Source organism: Mesorhizobium sp. B2-3-6 (genome assembly GCF_006442305.1).
Lineage (GTDB): Bacteria > Pseudomonadota > Alphaproteobacteria > Rhizobiales > Rhizobiaceae > Mesorhizobium.
In genome coordinates this window covers 1-17,336 of the sequence record NZ_VFVW01000004.1, presented here as the reverse complement: position 1 = coordinate 17,336, position 17,336 = coordinate 1, and the positions used below count along the sequence as shown (strand labels likewise).

16 protein-coding genes are annotated in these 17,336 nt (G+C 61.6%); 4 read left to right on the top strand and 12 right to left on the bottom strand.

Annotation, left to right across the window (positions count from 1 at the left end; all coding sequences use genetic code 11):
- Positions 1–27: 27 nt before the first annotated feature.
- The 7 genes from FJ953_RS30840 to FJ953_RS12655 form a co-directional block, all read right to left on the bottom strand.
- Complete coding sequence (locus tag FJ953_RS30840) at positions 28–1,278, bottom strand: glycosyltransferase (RefSeq protein WP_246674818.1); 1,251 nt, start codon at positions 1,276–1,278, stop codon at positions 28–30.
- The gene (locus FJ953_RS12680) at positions 1,160–2,329 is read right to left on the bottom strand and encodes a glycosyltransferase (protein WP_281405120.1); all 1,170 of its coding nucleotides are present in this window, start codon (positions 2,327–2,329) and stop codon (positions 1,160–1,162) included. The genes FJ953_RS30840 and FJ953_RS12680 overlap by 119 nt, the downstream gene beginning before the upstream one ends.
- Before the next feature lie 144 nt (positions 2,330–2,473).
- Complete coding sequence (locus FJ953_RS12675; protein ID WP_181168414.1) at positions 2,474–3,169, bottom strand: methyltransferase domain-containing protein; 696 nt, start codon at positions 3,167–3,169, stop codon at positions 2,474–2,476.
- A 103-nt stretch (positions 3,170–3,272) separates the two neighbouring features.
- On the bottom strand, positions 3,273–4,298 hold the full coding sequence (locus tag FJ953_RS12670; protein WP_140514855.1) for an NAD-dependent epimerase: 1,026 nt from the start codon (positions 4,296–4,298) through the stop codon (positions 3,273–3,275).
- A complete protein-coding gene (locus FJ953_RS12665) occupies positions 4,298–5,572 on the bottom strand; it encodes a nucleotide sugar dehydrogenase (RefSeq protein WP_140624468.1) in 1,275 nt (424 codons plus the stop codon). Before FJ953_RS12665 ends, FJ953_RS12670 begins: the two co-directional genes overlap by 1 nt.
- A 41-nt stretch (positions 5,573–5,613) precedes the next feature.
- The gene (locus FJ953_RS12660; protein ID WP_140624467.1) at positions 5,614–6,891 is read right to left on the bottom strand and encodes a sugar transferase; all 1,278 of its coding nucleotides are present in this window, start codon (positions 6,889–6,891) and stop codon (positions 5,614–5,616) included.
- Positions 6,892–7,284: 393 nt separating this feature from the next.
- The gene (locus FJ953_RS12655; RefSeq protein ID WP_140520792.1) at positions 7,285–7,875 is read right to left on the bottom strand and encodes a biotin transporter BioY; all 591 of its coding nucleotides are present in this window, start codon (positions 7,873–7,875) and stop codon (positions 7,285–7,287) included.
- A 117-nt stretch (positions 7,876–7,992) separates the two neighbouring features.
- Here FJ953_RS12655 and FJ953_RS12650 point away from each other — a divergent pair, with 117 nt between their 5' ends.
- The gene (locus tag FJ953_RS12650) at positions 7,993–8,901 is read left to right on the top strand and encodes an MBL fold metallo-hydrolase (RefSeq protein WP_140520793.1); all 909 of its coding nucleotides are present in this window, start codon (positions 7,993–7,995) and stop codon (positions 8,899–8,901) included.
- Positions 8,902–8,911: 10 nt separating this feature from the next.
- On the opposite strand, the gene FJ953_RS12645 is transcribed toward FJ953_RS12650, so the two are convergent.
- A complete protein-coding gene (locus tag FJ953_RS12645; protein WP_140494907.1) occupies positions 8,912–9,697 on the bottom strand; it encodes a DUF1499 domain-containing protein in 786 nt (261 codons plus the stop codon).
- Positions 9,698–9,872: 175 nt separating this feature from the next.
- Positions 9,873–11,501 carry a fatty-acid--CoA ligase gene (locus FJ953_RS12640; protein ID WP_140624466.1) on the bottom strand — a complete coding sequence of 543 codons (1,629 nt, stop codon included), beginning with the start codon at positions 11,499–11,501 and terminating at the stop codon, positions 9,873–9,875.
- Between the two features lie 305 nt (positions 11,502–11,806).
- Here FJ953_RS12640 and FJ953_RS12635 point away from each other — a divergent pair, with 305 nt between their 5' ends.
- Positions 11,807–12,163 carry a hypothetical protein gene (locus FJ953_RS12635; RefSeq protein ID WP_140551013.1) on the top strand — a complete coding sequence of 119 codons (357 nt, stop codon included), beginning with the start codon at positions 11,807–11,809 and terminating at the stop codon, positions 12,161–12,163.
- Positions 12,164–12,303: 140 nt separating this feature from the next.
- On the top strand, positions 12,304–12,693 hold the full coding sequence (locus FJ953_RS12630; protein WP_140520795.1) for a DUF427 domain-containing protein: 390 nt from the start codon (positions 12,304–12,306) through the stop codon (positions 12,691–12,693).
- Between the two features lie 38 nt (positions 12,694–12,731).
- Here the strand turns inward: FJ953_RS12630 and FJ953_RS12625 are convergent, their stop codons facing one another.
- Both FJ953_RS12625 and ppdK read right to left on the bottom strand, forming a co-directional pair.
- Positions 12,732–13,472, bottom strand: a complete 741-nt coding sequence (locus FJ953_RS12625; RefSeq protein WP_140520796.1) for a polysaccharide deacetylase family protein — start codon at positions 13,470–13,472, stop codon at positions 12,732–12,734.
- A gap of 145 nt (positions 13,473–13,617) precedes the next feature.
- Entirely contained in the window at positions 13,618–16,296 is a 2,679-nt protein-coding gene (gene ppdK / locus FJ953_RS12620) for a pyruvate, phosphate dikinase (protein WP_140520797.1), read from the bottom strand.
- Positions 16,297–16,510: 214 nt separating this feature from the next.
- Between ppdK and FJ953_RS12615 the strand changes: the two genes are divergently transcribed.
- On the top strand, positions 16,511–16,855 hold the full coding sequence (locus FJ953_RS12615; protein ID WP_140624465.1) for a VOC family protein: 345 nt from the start codon (positions 16,511–16,513) through the stop codon (positions 16,853–16,855).
- 148 nt (positions 16,856–17,003) lie between these two features.
- Here FJ953_RS12615 and FJ953_RS12610 read toward each other — a convergent pair.
- A partial coding sequence (locus FJ953_RS12610) for a hypothetical protein (protein ID WP_210242377.1) occupies positions 17,004–17,336 on the bottom strand: 333 nt, incomplete at its 5' end.

Below are 17,336 nucleotides of genomic sequence, written 5' to 3'. Positions count from 1 at the left end.
TCTGAATATTCGAATTGTTCTCACCCCTTAGCGGCCCAGGGACGATTTCTCCCACAGCAAGCCATACGAGTGCGCCATCCGCTCAAGCGAGAAATCCGCAGCGATGCGGTCGCGACATGCTTGCCGCCTGCTCGCCCAAGACCGGGTATCCTGAATTTCCGAAGCCATAATCTCGATGGAACGCGATAACGCGTCAGGGTTCCGCGGCGGAACGATCAATCCCGTGTTGCCGACAAGCATCGCGATGTCCCCGACGTCCGTCCCCACGCATGGCGTGCCGCATGCCATCGCCTCGGCAACCACGTTCGGAAAGGCTTCGCTGCTGGAGGCCAGCACATGAATGTCGAATGCATTCATCAAACCGGCAATGTCGTCGCTCGGCCCGAGAAGCTTCACCTTGTGGCGAACATCATAGCGCTCCAACAGCACGACAAGCGCAGTGTTTTCAGCCGTCATACCCGGGCCGGCAAGAACACATTTGAAGGGAAGGCTCTTGTGCATCGACAGCCTGGACAGGGCAGCGAAGAGATTCTGGTGGTCCTTGTCGGGATGCCAGCGAGCGACGTTTCCGATAACGAACTGGCCATCACCTATCGACCAATCCCGACGGAGCCGCGCGCGCGCCCGGTCGTCCGGCTCGAACACGGCCAGATCGTAGCCATTCGGTATGATCGTCCAGTTCGAGCTCGAATATCCTGCATGGATGTGGCACCGCGATGCATTTTGCGAGCAACTGACAATCCGAGCCGGGATGATACCGGATATGAGAGCGCATATCCTGTCCACTGTCCTGGTCGTAAAGGAGGCCGCCCGCGGATCCAGTCCGCAATTGTGCATCCCCCAAAGAACCGGGCTGATGCCGCCAAGCCGCGCCAGGACGCCTCCGACGAGGTTGGCGTGATACATCCAGCACTGAACCACGTCCGGCCGATAGGTCGAGAACACGCGCCTGAGCGAGGCGAGCCCCTTGAGACTCAACCTTCCCTTTGGCATCGCCAGGCAGGCGAGCGGTATTTTGGCCGCGCGAAGCAACGGGCCATATTTTCCGTCACCCGAAAGCGAGACGACAAAATGGGAATGGCTGCGCTCGGCCGTGCACAGGCGGTATAGCGCTGCCTCGGCGCCGCCGTTCTCAAGTCCGGTGATGACGTGCAGGATCTTAATACGACCGCTCCTTCCCCACGGCGTTCGTGGGATCGACACCCATCGCGAGCAGGTAGGCGTCGGCCACCTTTTCGACACTGAAATCCCGCGCCCGACGCCTGACGTCTGGAGGATCAGCTTCATCAAGGGCGGCCATCACTTCTGCCGCAAAACCCTGGGCATCTCCGACCGCGGCGAGACGCCCCCACTTGCCGTCCTCGAGTATCTCGGCCGGACCGCTTTCGCAGTTGGTGCTCACCACGTTGGTCCCGCAAGCCATTGCTTCGATGATCGTGTTTGGAAATCCCTCCCTGCGGGAGGATTGAAGAAACAACGCTGCCCGCCGCATCCACGGATACGGATTCTTCGAAAAGCCGACCAGAGCGACCGAAGAATTCAGCTCGAGTTCGTCGATCAGGGTTTGAAGCGATCCCCGCAGCGGTCCTTCCCCGACAATGGCCAATTTGACGGGTCTCTTCCTCGCAATCCGCGCGAAGCTGCTTATGAGCGTGGCATGGTCCTTTGCGAAATCAAGCCGCCCAACGGCCACCAACAAAACCCTGCCATCCTCGACCGCGAAAGGATGATCGAGCGGTTCATCCGCCTGCTCTTCAACATGTTTGATGTCCAGGGGATTGTAGATCGTTTTGACGGAATTCCGGTCGACCCCGATGCTCTGGATCAGGTCTTCCGCGACGCCATGCGATACAGTGATGATCGTGTCGGCACGACCATAGGTCAGCCGCATGAGGAATGGCAGGAACTTCTCACGAACCAGCTTCGTATCGGCGACGGTCCTGGAAAGATTGCTCCTTTCCGATATCACGATCGGTGTCCGGCGCAGCGAGAGCATGGACGAGACGATGCCCACGATATTGGCATGGGGTAACGCCGTCAGCATCACTCGCGGCTGCTCCCGCCTCAAATACCGGATCAAAGCCAATACGGAAAACAGCAACCGCGAGGCCCGGAGGTCCTGTATCCTTATCGTCTTCGGAACCAAAGCGAGATACTCGCCCGTCGCACACCCAAGCACCAGATCGATCGGCAAGCCGCGCCGGCCAAATTCGCTGGCCAGGGTGAGCATTGCCCGCTCGGTGCCGCCAGCACGAAGAGAGGGAATGAAGATAGCAATCCGAGCGTCTGGGCTGCTTGGTGATCTCTTGTCTTGGCGCGTGCACGTCACTCGGTTCGCCACCTTTCCTGGCCGGTCACGGCGAAAGCTTTTTTGCTTGCGCCTGACCGTGCGCGATGAGCGATGCTCCACCCGGATACCGGGGAGACAGCCGTCGCACTCGGGTCCACGAAAGCGGAGAATATCTTCGGGTGATCAATGTCTTCGCCGAAAGACATAGGCGTAGGTTTCAGCCGCATCCTTCCCGATGAGAAGAGCCGAGAGACCTAGCCAGAGGCGCCAGACAAGGAAGGCCGGCACGAAAGCATAGAAGTATGAACTCCTCCAGAACAGATGACGCTGGACAAGCTCCAGGCCATTTTGCGCTGCGATCCTTTCCACCTCGCTCGGCAGGCATCTGTCATAGAAGGCTGGGAAGCCGTCGTGCCCCCTGCCCTTGTCCGGATAGACCGCAAACAGCAGGCGACGCTTGATCGCCTCGGGCAAGACCCGATTGAGCCTGGCGAAAACGGCGTTGCGTGAAGGCGAGAAAATGGCGACCGTGCCGCCCGGCCTTACGCAGCTGGCAATGCCGCGAAATGCGCCTTCGCCGTCGCGGACGTGCTCCAGAGTGGCCTGGCATATGACCAGATCGGCATCTCCCTTCCCCCTGAACGAAGTAAGGTCCGCCTCGATCCGCTCGTCATAGATCTCGCCCGGAGCCTTCGACAGTTCCTTGGCATCGCGGTCCACTCCGACGACAACCAGCCCCAGACGACGCTTCTCGGCTAGGCTTACAAGCGGCCTTGCTCCTCCGCCCAGATCATAGACCAGTGCGTTAGGTGTAAAGAGCACCGGTGCGATTTCCGCAGCAAAGGCGTGGTTGCCATCCACGCGCAGCCGTAGCGGCAAGGCTCGGTCCAGACACTCTGAGACCGCCACGTTCGTGCGAACAAAACCCCGCAGCAAAGACGCTATCCCGTCATCGATTTCGTGGACAAGACGTGACCTCCCCCTACCTCCGCTCAAAATAGGCCTGGTACCATTCGACGAACCGCCCGACGCCCTCCGTCACGGACGTGCCGGGACGATAGCCGACCGCCGCCTGCAGCGCCGAAGTATCGGCGAAAGTGTCAGGCACGTCGCCGGCCTGCAGCGGCAAGAGCTCCACGATGGCCTTGCGGCCAAGCGCGTTTTCAAGCGCCTCGACATAGGCGGTCAGCTTCACCGGGTTGTTGTTGCCGATGTTGAAAATGCGCCAAGGCGCGCTGCTCGTCGCAGGATCCGGATGACCGGAATCCCAGGCGGGGTTAGCCGCGGCGGGGCTGTCGCTGGTGCGGATCACGCCTTCGGCGATGTCTTCGACGTAGGTGAAGTCGCGTGTGTGGTTGCCGTTGTTGAACAGCTTGATCGGCTCGCCGGCCAGGATGTTCCTGGTGAACAGGAACAGCGCCATGTCGGGACGCCCCCAAGGGCCGTACACTGTGAAGAAACGCAAGCCCGTGGTCGGCAGCCCGAATAGGTGGCTGTAGCTGTGCGCCATCAGCTCGTTGGCGCGCTTGGTTGCGGCGTAGAACTGCAGCGGATGGTCGGCCGGGCGATGCTCGGAAAACGGCATGTCGGTATTGGCGCCATAGACGCTCGACGTGCTGGCATAGGTCAGGTGGCCGACACGGCTGTTGCGGCAGGCCTCCAGCATGTTGGCGTAGGCGATAATGTTGCTCTCGACATAGGCGTGCGGGTTTTCAAGGCTGTAGCGGACGCCGGCCTGGGCGGCGAGATGGATCACCCTGTCGAAGGCGTGATCGGCAAAGCAGCCGTCCACCACGTTTCGCTCTGCGAGATTACCGTGGATGAAATGGTAGCCCGCATTGGTGTTGCGGCTTGCTTCGGCCAGAAGCCGCAGCCGCGCCTGCTTGATCTGCGGATCATAGTAGTCGTTGATGCTGTCTATGCCGACGACCTCGTCGCCGCGTTCGAGCAGCCGCCTGGCGACGTGATAGCCTATGAAGCCGGCAGCGCCGGTGACCAGAACCTTCATCAGAACCGCCCGTCCGTAACATCCCTGGGGAACAGACCCTTGATGTCGTAGACGACGCTAGGGTCCTTGCAAAGCGCCCGAAGACCGGCAACGCCCAGGGTGTGAAACTGCCCGTGCCCCACGGCGACGACAACGCCATCGTAACGCGCGGCGGGCATCTCTTTAAAGCTCGTTACGCCAAAGGCGCGCGCGCATTCCTGCGCATCGACCCAAGGATCCCAGATATCGATGCCGGCATTGTACTGCCTCAGCTGCGCGACAATGTCGGCGACCTTGGAGTTTCTCAAGTCCGGACAGTTTTCCTTGAAGGCCGCGCCCATGACCAGAATCCGGCTGCCAACGACAGGTATGCCCTTGCGCATCATAAGGCGGGCCGTCTGGTCCGCTGCATGCCGGCCCATGCCGTCGTTGATGCGGCGACCGGCAAGAATCACCTCGGGATGATAGCCGAGTTCTTGAGCCTTGTGGGTCAGATAATAGGGATCGACGCCTATGCAGTGGCCGCCGACGAGACCAGGGCTGAAGCGCAGGAAATTCCATTTGGTGCCGGCCGCTTCCAGCACCTCCGACGTGTCGATGCCCAGTTTGCCGAAGATCAGCGACAATTCGTTCATCAAGGCGATATTGAGATCGCGTTGCGTGTTCTCGATGACCTTGGCTGCCTCGGCGACCGCGATGCTCGAGGCACGGTGCGTGCCGGCGGGAACGATCGAGGCATAGAGCGCGTCGATAGCGTCCGCCACCTCCGGCGTGGAGCCGCTGGTGACCTTGACGATCGTCTGCAGCCGGTGCTCGCGGTCGCCGGGGTTGATGCGCTCAGGACTGTAGCCCAGGAAGAAGTCTTCGTTGTAGCGCAGACCGGAATGTTTCTCGATCAGCGGCGCACACACCTCTTGCGTACAGCCGGGATAGACGGTCGATTCAAAGATTACCACCGCACCGGGGGAGATCACCTCGCCGACCGTGGCGGACGCCATGACAAGGGGCTTCAGGTCCGGCCGGTTGGCCCTGTCGATCGGAGTGGGGACAGTGACGATGAAAACTCCGCAATCCCGCAGATCGACCTTGTCGCTGGTGAACCGCAGCCGCGTGGCGGCGTCGATTTCATCTCTGCTGGCCTCAAGCGTGTGATCCTCGCCACACCTCAGCGCATCCACACGCGATTGGCTGATGTCGAAGCCGACGACGTCCCTGATCGCTCCGAGGGCCACCGCCAGCGGCAAACCCACATAGCCAAGCCCGATGACAGCTATTTTCCTGGAGCCGAGGTCCATTTGCTTCCTATCCGGCAAACCTTAATCAGCCACGGCCTCCGCTATCGCGCACCATGGCCGGTAATCATCGTCTTTATGGTTCTGAGGGTGATGAGAACATCAAGCCAAGGCGAGAAGTTCTTTATGTAGTAAAAATCGTAGTGTAATTTCTCCATCACATCGTCGACCGCCGCGACATGCCCCTGGTTTACTTGCGCCCACCCGCTCACACCTGGCCTGACGATGTGCCGGTAGCGATAGAACGGCAATTCCGCCTCATACCAGTGCGACAGGACGACAGCCTCGGGCCGTGGCCCGATCCAACTCATTTCGCCGCGCAGGATGTTGATGGCCTGCGGCAGCTCGTCGATCCTGAACTTGCGTAAAAAACGCCCTATCCGGGTGATGCGATCGTCGTCACGTTTCGTAATCGCCTTGTCCTTGTCGCTGCCAATGCCGGCTTGCTGCCTCATCGAGCGAAACTTGTAGACCGTGTAGATCCGGCCCCTGTAGCCAATGCGGGGCTGGCGAAACAGCACCGGGCCCTCCGAGTCCAGCCGGATCAGCAGCGCGATCAGCACCACGAAAGGTGAAAGAGCCACGACCATGACAAGCGCGGAGATCCAGTCGATTGCCTGCTTGATCTTGAGATAGGCCTGGTTCGGATTGAGCGAGCCGAGCGTGTTTTCCGACAGGTGTTCGATCTCGACGCGGCCGGTCAGCGACTCGCTGACCTGCTTGACGTGGTAGACCGGCGTGCCCGAAAGAGCCCGGTCCGCGATGTATCGTTCCCATTCGGCGTCAAGGTCGGCCCGCAGATCGACAACCACGCCATTCGCCCGTTCGATGACGGTGCCAGGCGAAGTGATCCAGAACCAGTGCACTCCTGGCAGTGTCCTTAGGCGCTCTACGTCCCCGCCGGGAATGACGACCAGCCGGTACGGTTCGAGATGCCGCGTTATGAGGCTCAGGCCAAAATACCAGAGCGTGGACTGGGTGAAGCTGGCAGCCGCCTGAAACCGGCTGTACTCGAAACGAAAAAAGAAAATAGTCAGGAAAACAAGCCCGTAGGACAGCACAAACGTCGGCAGGATGTAGCTGGCAGCGGCCACGCCGGGGAAATTCCCGATACGCCGATAGGCAAGGAAGCCTGCCACATGCGCAATGACCGCGGCAGCGACGGTTACCTGGAGATTGGCGACGTAGACCGCATCGGGTTTGAAGGCGATCCGGATGAGGGCCGGCGCCACGATCGCGAACGTCAGTCCGCCAATAAGTTGAAAGCGAATTCTGAACAGGAAGTGCCGGCTTCCGACAAGAGTTGATGTTGCGACATTCAACTTCTTCCCCCCTCGAAGCTGCCATGTCCGCGATTGCCATGGCAATAATGCGCTTGGCTTGGCCGTTCCTTCGCAAAGCGAAATCGGGCCTGTCGCTACTGGCTGTTCGACTCAGTCGAAGATCAAGAGCTACGACACTGTAACGATACCAGCAAGTATCTATTTACACTGTAGCAATCGGCAGGATTTTTTATCAATCGCGTCGCTGAATGCGGTTTAAAAGCTATCGCTAATAGATAGGCTTACTGCCGGCCGTCGAGAATGTCTGGACGCATGAAGGTAAATGGATGTTCGTATCACTGGTGACTGGCTGACTGCTTGGGCACGACCTGCCAGTCACATCTGTCCGACCCGGACCAATGACCAGGTACTTCCCCGGAACCTCGTTTAAATTCAGGAGCGCTTCAGCAGCGACCAGACGGCTGGCACCAGGCTTGCGGCCAGAGCAACCTTGATCAGATCACCGACGATGAACGGCACGACGCCGAACTGCCAGGATTTTTCCGGACCGATGAGCATCGCCAGCCAGGCAAAGCCCATGGCCATCATGACGAACTCGGCAACCAGCATCGCGTTGAAAAGCTTGATCGGATGGCGATCCCAGCCGCGATCGGCGGCCCAGCCGGCGATCGCCGCCATGACCACGAAGCCGGCGAGATAGCCGCCGGTCGAGCCGAGCATGTAGGCAATGCCGATTCCCTTTTCCGGCGTGCTCTGGAAGACCGGGAAGCCCATCGCGCCCTCGGCCATATAGAGCAGCAGGGTGGCGACGCCGAGCCGCAGGCCGAAAGCGGCCCCGATCAGCAGGACGGCGAGCGTCTGCATCGAAATATCGACGGGCCCCAGAACCACCTTGGTCTTGGCCGACAGGGTCAGGAGCAATGTCCCGGCTATCGCCAGGAAGAACTGCGTTGCCAGCCGCGCCGCGCCATCTTGCGGCAGAGCCAGAGAAACAAGCGGGCGCATCGTCGTTGCAGTTGCCATGGTCTTCCCCATCCGAGTGCCGCCATCCGATGATCGCGGTCTTGCGTTTTCCTATATTGGCTTGCGTGCTATGCGGCAATCGGTTTTGCCATTCCCGCAACAGGCATCGACACCGCCATGGCCCTCGAATTCGATACCAGCTTCGATCCCTGCTACGGCGGGGGCGTCAGCGTCGCGCCCGACGTGCAGCGCGTCACGGCCCGAAATCCAAGTCCCTTCACCTTTCACGGCACCAACAGCTACATCGTCGGACGCGATACGCTGGCAGTGATCGATCCGGGGCCGGATGACGAAGCTCACCTTCGCACCTTGCTCGACGTCATCGCCGGCAGGCCGGTCAGCCACATCTTCGTCAGCCACACGCATCGCGACCATTCACCGCTGGCGGCACGGCTGAAGCAGGAGACCGGAGCCCAGGTGATGGCGGAAGGGCCGCACCGGCCGGCAAGGCCATTGCATATTGGCGAGATCAACGCGCTCGATGCCAGCGCCGATACCGCTTTCGTTCCCGATCTCGCGCTGCCGGACGGCGCGCTGGTCGCCAGCGACGGCTGGGCAATCCGCACGGTCCTGACCCCCGGCCATACCGCCAACCACGCGGCATTCGCGCTGGAGGGCACCGGCATCCTGTTTTCGGCCGACCACGTCATGGCGTGGGCGACCTCCATCGTCGCGCCGCCGGACGGGGCGATGGCGGACTACATGGCCTCGCTGGACCGGCTGATCGAACGCGGTGACCGCCTGCTGCTGCCCGGCCACGGCGGGCCGGTGACGGCACCGCGAGGCTTCATGCGCGGATTGAAGACCCATCGCAAAATGCGCGAACGGGCCATATTGGAGCGGATCCGCGCGGGCGACCGCACGATCGCAGACATGGTCAAGGCGATCTACAGGGATACCGACCCGCGGCTGCATGGCGCCGCCGGGTTGTCGGTGCTTGCCCATCTGGAGGATCTGGTGGCGCGCGGCCTGGTCGCGACAGACGCCGCGCCGGCCATAGACGGCATTTTTAGGCCAGCCCCTTAGGCCCGAGCATCTATTCGGCCGGAGCCGCGCCGACCTGGCCGGCGACTTCCTGGTCCAACTCCGCCAGAAAGTCGGTGATGCGCGCAGCGTTGTCGCCGAGGTCGTAGCGGCCGTAGCGGGAAGCCGACCGCATGTCGACGAGAACCGTATCCCCGTCGTCCGTGATGCGAATTGCCACGTCTGCGGGGAGGCCCAACACGAAGCTCCTGGCGACAGCGGTAATCGTCACGTCGCTTTGCCCGGCGAGTTCGGGATAGGGTCCGGTAAGATCCCAATTGCGGCGGTCGAGCACGGTTTCAACGGCAGTGACGACGGTCTCGAACGGCAGGTCGTAGCTGCGCGCGGTGACAAGCGGATAGCTGTCGGTCTGCAACCGCTGCTCGCCGGGCGTCGGCGGCGAGAGCACGTTCATGTCCTTCGTGCGACCGGTGACGTCGAGTGCCGGCGGTTCGTCGAAATCGGTCGAAATATCCCTGAGCGGCGGAAAGATTGTCGCCCAATAGGCGGCGATGCCATAGGGGGTCAGCACCAGCACTGCCAGCAAGACGCCGACCGTGATGTCGCGGCCGCCATAGTCGCCAAAATTCCACACCCTCGAGAAGGCAAATCCGGCGAACAGCAGCGCCAGCGCCGCCAACAGCGCGACGATAGCCAACACCCACAGGAACACCGGCGTTTCAACGAGGTTGAAATAATGGCCGACGAACACGGTCAGCAAAAGCACCGCCGAAAAAGCAGCGGTGCGCCGCGACCATCCGGCAGCCTTCGACGTTTGCCGTTCCGAAATGCTGACCATGTTTCTCTGCGTCATCCCAAGCCGAAGAAGACTTAGCGCATGGCCACCAAAATCGGAATCGATTTTCGAGGAAGATCGTGCGCCAGTTGGAAATGCTATCGTGCCCTGCCGGAAAGGTGCACGTCGCTGCACTGTCCTTTTACGACCGCATCAGGCCGAGACACGCAATATCCCGTCAATCCGTCGGCAAGCGATAGTCGCTGAATTGCTGGCGCAAGGTGATCTTCTGGATCTTGCCGGTGGCGGTGTGCGGAATTTCGCCGACGAAAGCGACGTCGTCGGGTATCCACCATTTGGCCACCTTACCGTCGAGAAAACCAAGGATATCGGTTTTGGTCGGTTCCTTCCCCGGCTTGCGGACAACCACCAGCAAAGGCCGCTCGCCCCATTTCGAATGAGGGACGCCAATGGCGGCTGCCTCGGCGACATCGGGATGGCCGACGGCCAGATTCTCCAGGTCGATGGTCGAAATCCATTCGCCGCCGGACTTGATGACGTCCTTGGCGCGATCGGTGATCTGCATATAGCCGCCAGCGTCGATGTGGGCGACATCCCCGGTATCGAACCAGCCGTCCTCGTCGAACTGCTCCGAGCCGGCGCCGCCGTAGTAGGCGCTGGCCACCGCGGGGCCGCGCACCTTCAGCCGCCCGAATGTCTTGCCGTCCCAAGGCAGCGCGTTGCCGTCGTCGTCCGTCACCTTCATCTCGACGCCGAAGGGCGGGTAACCCTGCTTGCCCTGGACATCGAGCCGGGCGTCACCCTGAAGGCTTTCATAGTCCGGCTTCAGCGTACACAGTGTGCCGAGCGGCGACATTTCGGTCATGCCCCAGGCGTGGACGACCTGGACATCGTAATTGTCCTGGAATTTCTTGGTGATGATGCGTGGGCATGACGAGCCGCCGATGACGACCTTGTTGAGGTAGGGCAGCTTCCTGCCGGTCTCCTCCAGATATTGCAGCAGCATCATCCACACGGTCGGCACGGCGGCACTGAAGGTTACTTTCTCGGTGTCGAGCAATTCATAAATGGAGGCGCCGTCCATCTTGCAGCCCGGCATGACAAGCTTGGCGCCGATCATCGGTGCGCTCTGGCCAAGGCCCCAGGCATTGGCGTGGAACATCGGAACCACCGGCAGGATCGTGTCGCGCGAAGACAGGCCCATCGCGTCGGGCATGGCGGCGATCATGGCGTGCAGGACATTCGAGCGGTGACTGTAGACGACGCCCTTTGGATCGCCAGTGGTTCCAGACGTATAGCACATGCCGGCGGCGGTGCCTTCGTCGAAGCTTTTCCAGGCGAAATCGCCATCGGCCTCGTCGAGCCATTCCTCGTAGGCAACGACGTTGGGCAGCATGGTCTGCGGCAGATGCGCCCTGTCGGTCAGCACGATCACCTGTTTCAGGGACTTGACCGCGCCGGCGATCTTCTCGAGCAAAGGGAGGAAAGTCAGGTCGACAAAGACCGCCTTGTCTTCGGCATGGTTCATGATCCAGACGATCTGCTCGGGAAACAGCCGCGGGTTGAGCGTATGATAGATCGCGCCGATGCCCATGATGCCATACCAGGCCTCGATGTGGCGCGCCGTGTTCCAGGCCAGCGTCGCAATGCGGTCGCCCAGCCGATAGCCGTCACGCTCCAGGCGCTGGGAGACCTTCAGGGCGCGACGGTGGATGCTGGCGTAGGTTGTGCGCACGATCGGACCTTCGATCGAGCGCGATACGATCTCTCGCGCGCCATGCTGCCGCTCTGCGTTGTCGATAAGCTTATGGCAAAGAAGCGGCCATTCCTGCATCAGCCCCAGCATTCGTTCCTCCCTTACGCTCCTCGCTTTTGTTGCCATTGTGAAGCGAACCGGTGGATTGTCCAGCCACCGCCGGTGGCGAACGAAATCCGAATGCCGGTCGCGCAGGCAAGCGATCGAGTCGTGTCTTTTCTTGGAGGTCCGAATGCCTGGCGCTCATGTCATAGGACCGGCGGCCTTGAAATCCATTATATCAGAGAAGTCTAAATTACTCGACCGAGAGGAGAATCCGCCACAATCCGGCCATCGTCGGCATTAAGTTTCGTTAATGGGCAAAGGGGTGCGATTGGCGACTGAAAGAGGTTCGCATGGACACGCAGCTCGACGATAAGGCACTGGAAAGCACGCTTGCCGAAAGCCTGGGCGATCTGGTGCCGGACACAAAGACTGTTTCCGAAGATGAATTTGTTGAAGTTGTCGGCGGTGCGCTCGAAGCGGTGGGCGGCACGCTGCTGTTCAAGATGTGCGTTCAGAGCGAAGGGGAAGGCGAGCACGTCGCCGCGGCGTCCGTGGGCGATGGCGGCAATCGTCAATTCCTGCTGCTCACCTTGCCGACCGGCGGCGGCCACTTGAAAGTCGAGACCGCATCCAGGAGCAGCAATCCCGTGGCCGGTATCGCGGCCGCCTATGCCGGCCTGATGGACGCGTTCAGAACCGCCGCCTGAGCCTCGCCGGACAAGGTCTTCGCTAAAAATGCCGTCGGTAGCGCCTACGGCTGGAGACCGATTGCGGAATTGCCGGCGACAGTCGCCCTTGCGCAAACCACCTCGTCGACACACTTAAAGTTGAGACGAGGAGAAACAGCATGGACAAGATCGCCAACCCGGCACCCGGCTTCCAGCGCAATCCCGATAAGGTCATCACCGTCGAACCGTATAAGGGCACCGTCACCGTGCGTGCAGGCGACACTGTTATCGCCTCCTCGACGAACGCCAAGGTGCTGACGGAAGCGCCCTATCCGGCCGCCTTTTACATCCCGTTCGCAGACATCGATTTCAACAAGCTGAGCGGCACGCAATCCTCCACCCATTGTCCCTACAAGGGCGACGCAAGCTACTGGAGCGTGCTGCCTGCCGGCGAGGCAGGCAAGGATGCGATGTGGGCCTATGAGCAGCCTTTCGACGAAATGGCTGAAATCCGCAACCACGGCGCGTTCTACGCAAGCAAGGTCAGCATCGAAGCCAAGCCAGGCTGAACGGACGAACGAGGAGGCCGGACCTGCCGTCCTGCCGGTCAGTCGGTGGTGCCGTTATTGCCGAAGCCTTCGGCATCGTCGAGCCGCACGAAGGTCAGACCCTTCTGCTTGAGCGCCAGCAGGCCCTGCACGACGCCCTCCCCGGCGGCATGGGTCGGCTGGTTGATATGGGCGATGATGACGTCGCCGTCCTTGGCAGCTCCTATGCGCCTTGTGGTTTCCCTGGCGCCGAGCAGTGATCCGCCATCGCCATTGATCGAGAAGCCGGCGATCTTGAAGCCCAGCTTGCGGATCATGGCGATCGCCGACGGACTATACTCCGCGGTCGCGCCACGAAACCATTTCGGCGCCGGCTCGCCAGTCCCGGCCAAGGCGACGGCGCCCGACTCGACCTCGGCCAGAACCGCTTCCGGACTGCCGGCGCTGCGTATGCCATAGATCTTCTGCGGCGTGTCGACGGCCGGGATGTGACGGCCGCCGTGGTTTTCCAGTTCGAACAGGTCGGGATGCGCCCGCATGATCTCGACGGCGGCGGCGTTCCGCTTCAGCCAGATGCCGGTGACAAAGATGGTCGCAGGTATCCTGTTTTCCACCAGCGCCGAGAGGATGCGGTTGTCGGTCCGTCCGCCACAGGCATCGAGGGTCAAGGCAACGCGCCCGGCTCCGCCTGTATCGCGCTTGATGTGCAGGATCGGTTCGATCAGGGATGCGGCATGGCCGCTGGACACCACGGCCAAAGACATGACGACAATGCAGAGATTTTTTTGCAGCAGGCGCATCAAATCCAATTCCAATCGGGCGTTTAACGCAGGCATCCCAAGACCCGCATGAAGGCGAAAATCGAGAGCTGGATAGCAGAAAAGCACCAGACGCGACAATCTCACCGTCTTGCGGCAGTTCCTCGTTCCGATCGGCGGCAAGCGCTCAGCCGCGGCCCGCCTTTGCCACCTGAACGGCCGCCTGCGCGGCCGCCAACCTGGCGATCGGCACGCGATAGGGCGAACAGGACACATAGTCCAGTCCGACCTCCTCGCAGAAGCGGATCGAGGCCGGATCGCCGCCATGCTCACCACAAATGCCGAGCTTGATCCCTGGCCGCGTCGCCCTGCCCTTCTCGGCGGCCATGCGCACCAGTTCGCCGACGCCATGGATGTCCAGCGATACGAACGGATCCTGTTCGATGATGCCTTTCTGGCGATAGGTCTCCAGGAACGAGGCCGCGTCGTCGCGCGAGATGCCGAATGTCGTCTGGGTCAGGTCGTTGGTGCCGAAAGAGAAGAACTCGGCCGATTCAGCGATGACATGGGCGCGGATCGCCGCGCGGGGGAGCTCGATCATGGTTCCAGTCAGGTAGTCGATCTTGACGCCGCTTTCGTCCATGACGCTCTTGGCCACCGCATCGATGCGCGCCTTGACATAGTCGAGTTCCTTCACAAGCCCGACCAGCGGCACCATGATCTCGGGGACCACCAGCGCGCCGGCCTTGCGGCCAGCCTCGACGGCGGCTTCGAAAATGGCGCGCGCCTGCATCTCGGCGATCTCGGGATAGGACACCGCAAGCCGGCAGCCGCGATGGCCGAGCATCGGGTTGAATTCGTGCAGCGCCTCGGTGCGCTGCCTGAGCTTGTCCGGCGCAACATTCATCGCCGCCGCGACTTCGGCTATCTCGGCCTCGGTCTTGGGCAGGAATTCGTGCAACGGCGGATCGAGCAGGCGGATGGTCACCGGCAGGCCGGCCATGATCTCGAACAGCTCCAGGAAATCCGCTCGCTGCATCGGCAGCAACTTGGCAAGCGCGGCGCGCCGGTCCTTTTCGGTGTCGGCCAGGATCATCTCGCGCATGGCGATAATGCGGGCGCCATCGAAGAACATGTGTTCGGTGCGGCACAAGCCGATGCCTTCGGCACCGAAGGAGCGCGCCATGCGCGCGTCGAGCGGGGTTTCGGCATTGGTGCGCACCTTCATGCGCCGCACCGCGTCCGCCCATTCCATGATCGCGGCGAAATCGCCGGAAAGCTCAGGCTGGAGCATCGCCACTGCGCCCTTGAGCACCTGCCCGTTGCCGCCGTCGATGGTGATGATGTCGCCCTTGCGGAAGGTCTGCCCCATCGACATCAGCGTAGCTGCCTTATAGTCGACGCGCAGCGAACCGGCGCCCGAAACGCACGGCTTGCCCATGCCGCGCGCCACGACCGCGGCATGGCTGGTCATGCCGCCGCGCGTGGTCAGGATGCCCTCCGCCGCATGCATGCCGTGGATGTCCTCGGGACTGGTCTCGACACGCACCAGGATAGCCTTGCGTCCTTGTGTCTTGAGATCTTCGGCGTCCGCGGAGGAAAAGACGATTTCGCCGGTGGCGGCGCCTGGAGACGCTGGCAGGCCGACGCCGATGACGTCGCGCGCGGCCTTTGGATCGATGGTGGGGTGCAGAAGCTGGTCGAGCGAGGCGGGATCGATGCGGGCGACCGCCTCCTCTTTCGAGATCAGGCCGTCCCTGGCCATCTCGACGGCAATCTTCAGCGCCGCCTTGGCGGTGCGCTTGCCGGACCTCGTCTGCAACATCCACAATTTGCCGCGCTCGATGGTGAATTCGAGGTCCTGCATGTCGCGGTAGTGCTTTTCCAGCCTGTCCGAGATGGTGACGAAGGACTGGAAGGCGTCCGGCATCAGTTTCTGCAATGACGGCTTGTCGGAGCCGGCGGCGATGCGAGCCGCCTCGGTGATGTTCTGCGGCGTGCGGATACCGGCGACGACGTCCTCACCCTGCGCATTCACCAGGAACTCGCCATAGAGCTGCTTTTCGCCGGTCGACGGATTGCGAGTGAAGGCGACCCCGGTGGCCGAAGTTTCACCCATGTTGCCGAACACCATGGCCTGGACGTTGACCGCCGTGCCCCAGCTTTCGGGAATATCGTGCAGGCGCCTGTAAGTGATGGCGCGGTTGTTCATCCAACTCGAGAACACGGCACCGATCGCGCCCCAGAGCTGTTCGTGCGGATCCTGCGGGAACGGCTTTCCGAGCTCCTCTTCGACCTTGGCCTTGTAGAGCGCGATGACGCCTTGCCACTCGATGGCCGTCAGTTCCGTGTCGAGTTCATGGCCGAGGCTGGCCTTCTGATCCTCGAGGATCTCCTCGAACACCTCGTGGTCGAGCCCCATGACGACATCGGAATACATCTGGATGAAGCGCCGGTAGCTGTCATAGGCAAAGCGCGCATCGCCGGAATCGGCGGCCAGCGCCTCGACGGTTTCGTCGTTGAGGCCGAGATTGAGCACGGTGTCCATCATGCCAGGCATCGAGGCGCGGGCGCCGGAGCGCACCGACACAAGCAGCAGTTTCGACGGATCGCCGAAACGGCGGCCGGTGAGCCGGCCGATATGGTCCAGCGCCACGGCGACGTCCGCTTCAAGCCCTGCCGGATAGGCGCGGCCGTTGGCATAGTAGGCGTTGCAGACCTCCGACGTGATGGTGAAGCCCGGCGGCACCGGCAGGCCAAGGCTACACATCTCGGCCAGATTGGCACCCTTGCCGCCCAACAGATTCTTGTCGCCAGCCCGGCCTTCGGCCGCGCCGTCGCCAAAGGTGAAAACCCACTTGGTCATGCTTTGCTCTCCGGTTGCAGGAGATTGGAAAGATTGACGAAACGGAAAGTCCCGCCATATCCCGACTTTGGACGGATATGATGCTGCAATGCGAAAGGCAAGGCGTCGCCAAAGCCGTTTGGCCGCTACAATCGATTAAGCAAAAGCTGCGGCAAAAGGACTTGCCAGTGCAACAGCCCAGGACTAGAACATACAGGGAACGAAGAGGTGCATCATGAAGCTCACCGGGAAACTCGACTATCTGGAAATGCCGGCAACCGGCGCGACGCTGGACAGTGTGAAAGCCTTCTACAGCGCCGCCTTCGCCTGGTCATTCACCGACTATGGACCGACCTATTCGGCCTTTAGCGAGGGGCTGGACGGCGGTTTCCAGGCCGACAGCGGCGACGCCACCGCCAAGCCGTTGCCGGTGCTCTACTCCCAGGATCTGGAAGAGACGCTGGCAGCCGTCGAGAATGCCGGCGGCACGATCATCAAACCGATCTTTTCGTTTCCGGGCGGCAGGCGGTTCCACTTTGCCGACCCGGCTGGAAACGAGATGGCGGTGTGGGGAGAATAGGCGGCACGACCGGCGCATGAGACGACCGTCGCCAACGGAGTCGTGGATCAGCAGGAAAGTCGCAATCTCCAGGCATGTCGGTAGCTAATCAAGTTGTCCGGTTTGGTAGCACATGATCTGTCCGCTTCTGTTTTGGCGTCGAAGCGGTTCACGCGGCTTGCCTGATGGGGCAAGTGTCTTCGATTGCGGCGCCGTCAGAGCTGTAGCGAGCAATGCGGCGCGGCCCGTGAAAGATCGCCAGGGTTCCATCCGGGTAGTGCCTGACCTTGACGGTGGCTTTGACGAAGTGATGCCGGATCGGGCTCTGCGGCAGCTGCAATCGCAGCCGCGCGAAGGCGACCGTGTTGTCGCGGGCAACGACGCGCTCCTCCTCGATGCACAGGATCTGGGCCAGTTGTTGCGGGTCTGCGGCGACAAAGGCGCTGTCCTCGACCGCGGCCGGCCTGGCGAAGCGGGCATTGTGAGCTGGTAGGTAGGTCTG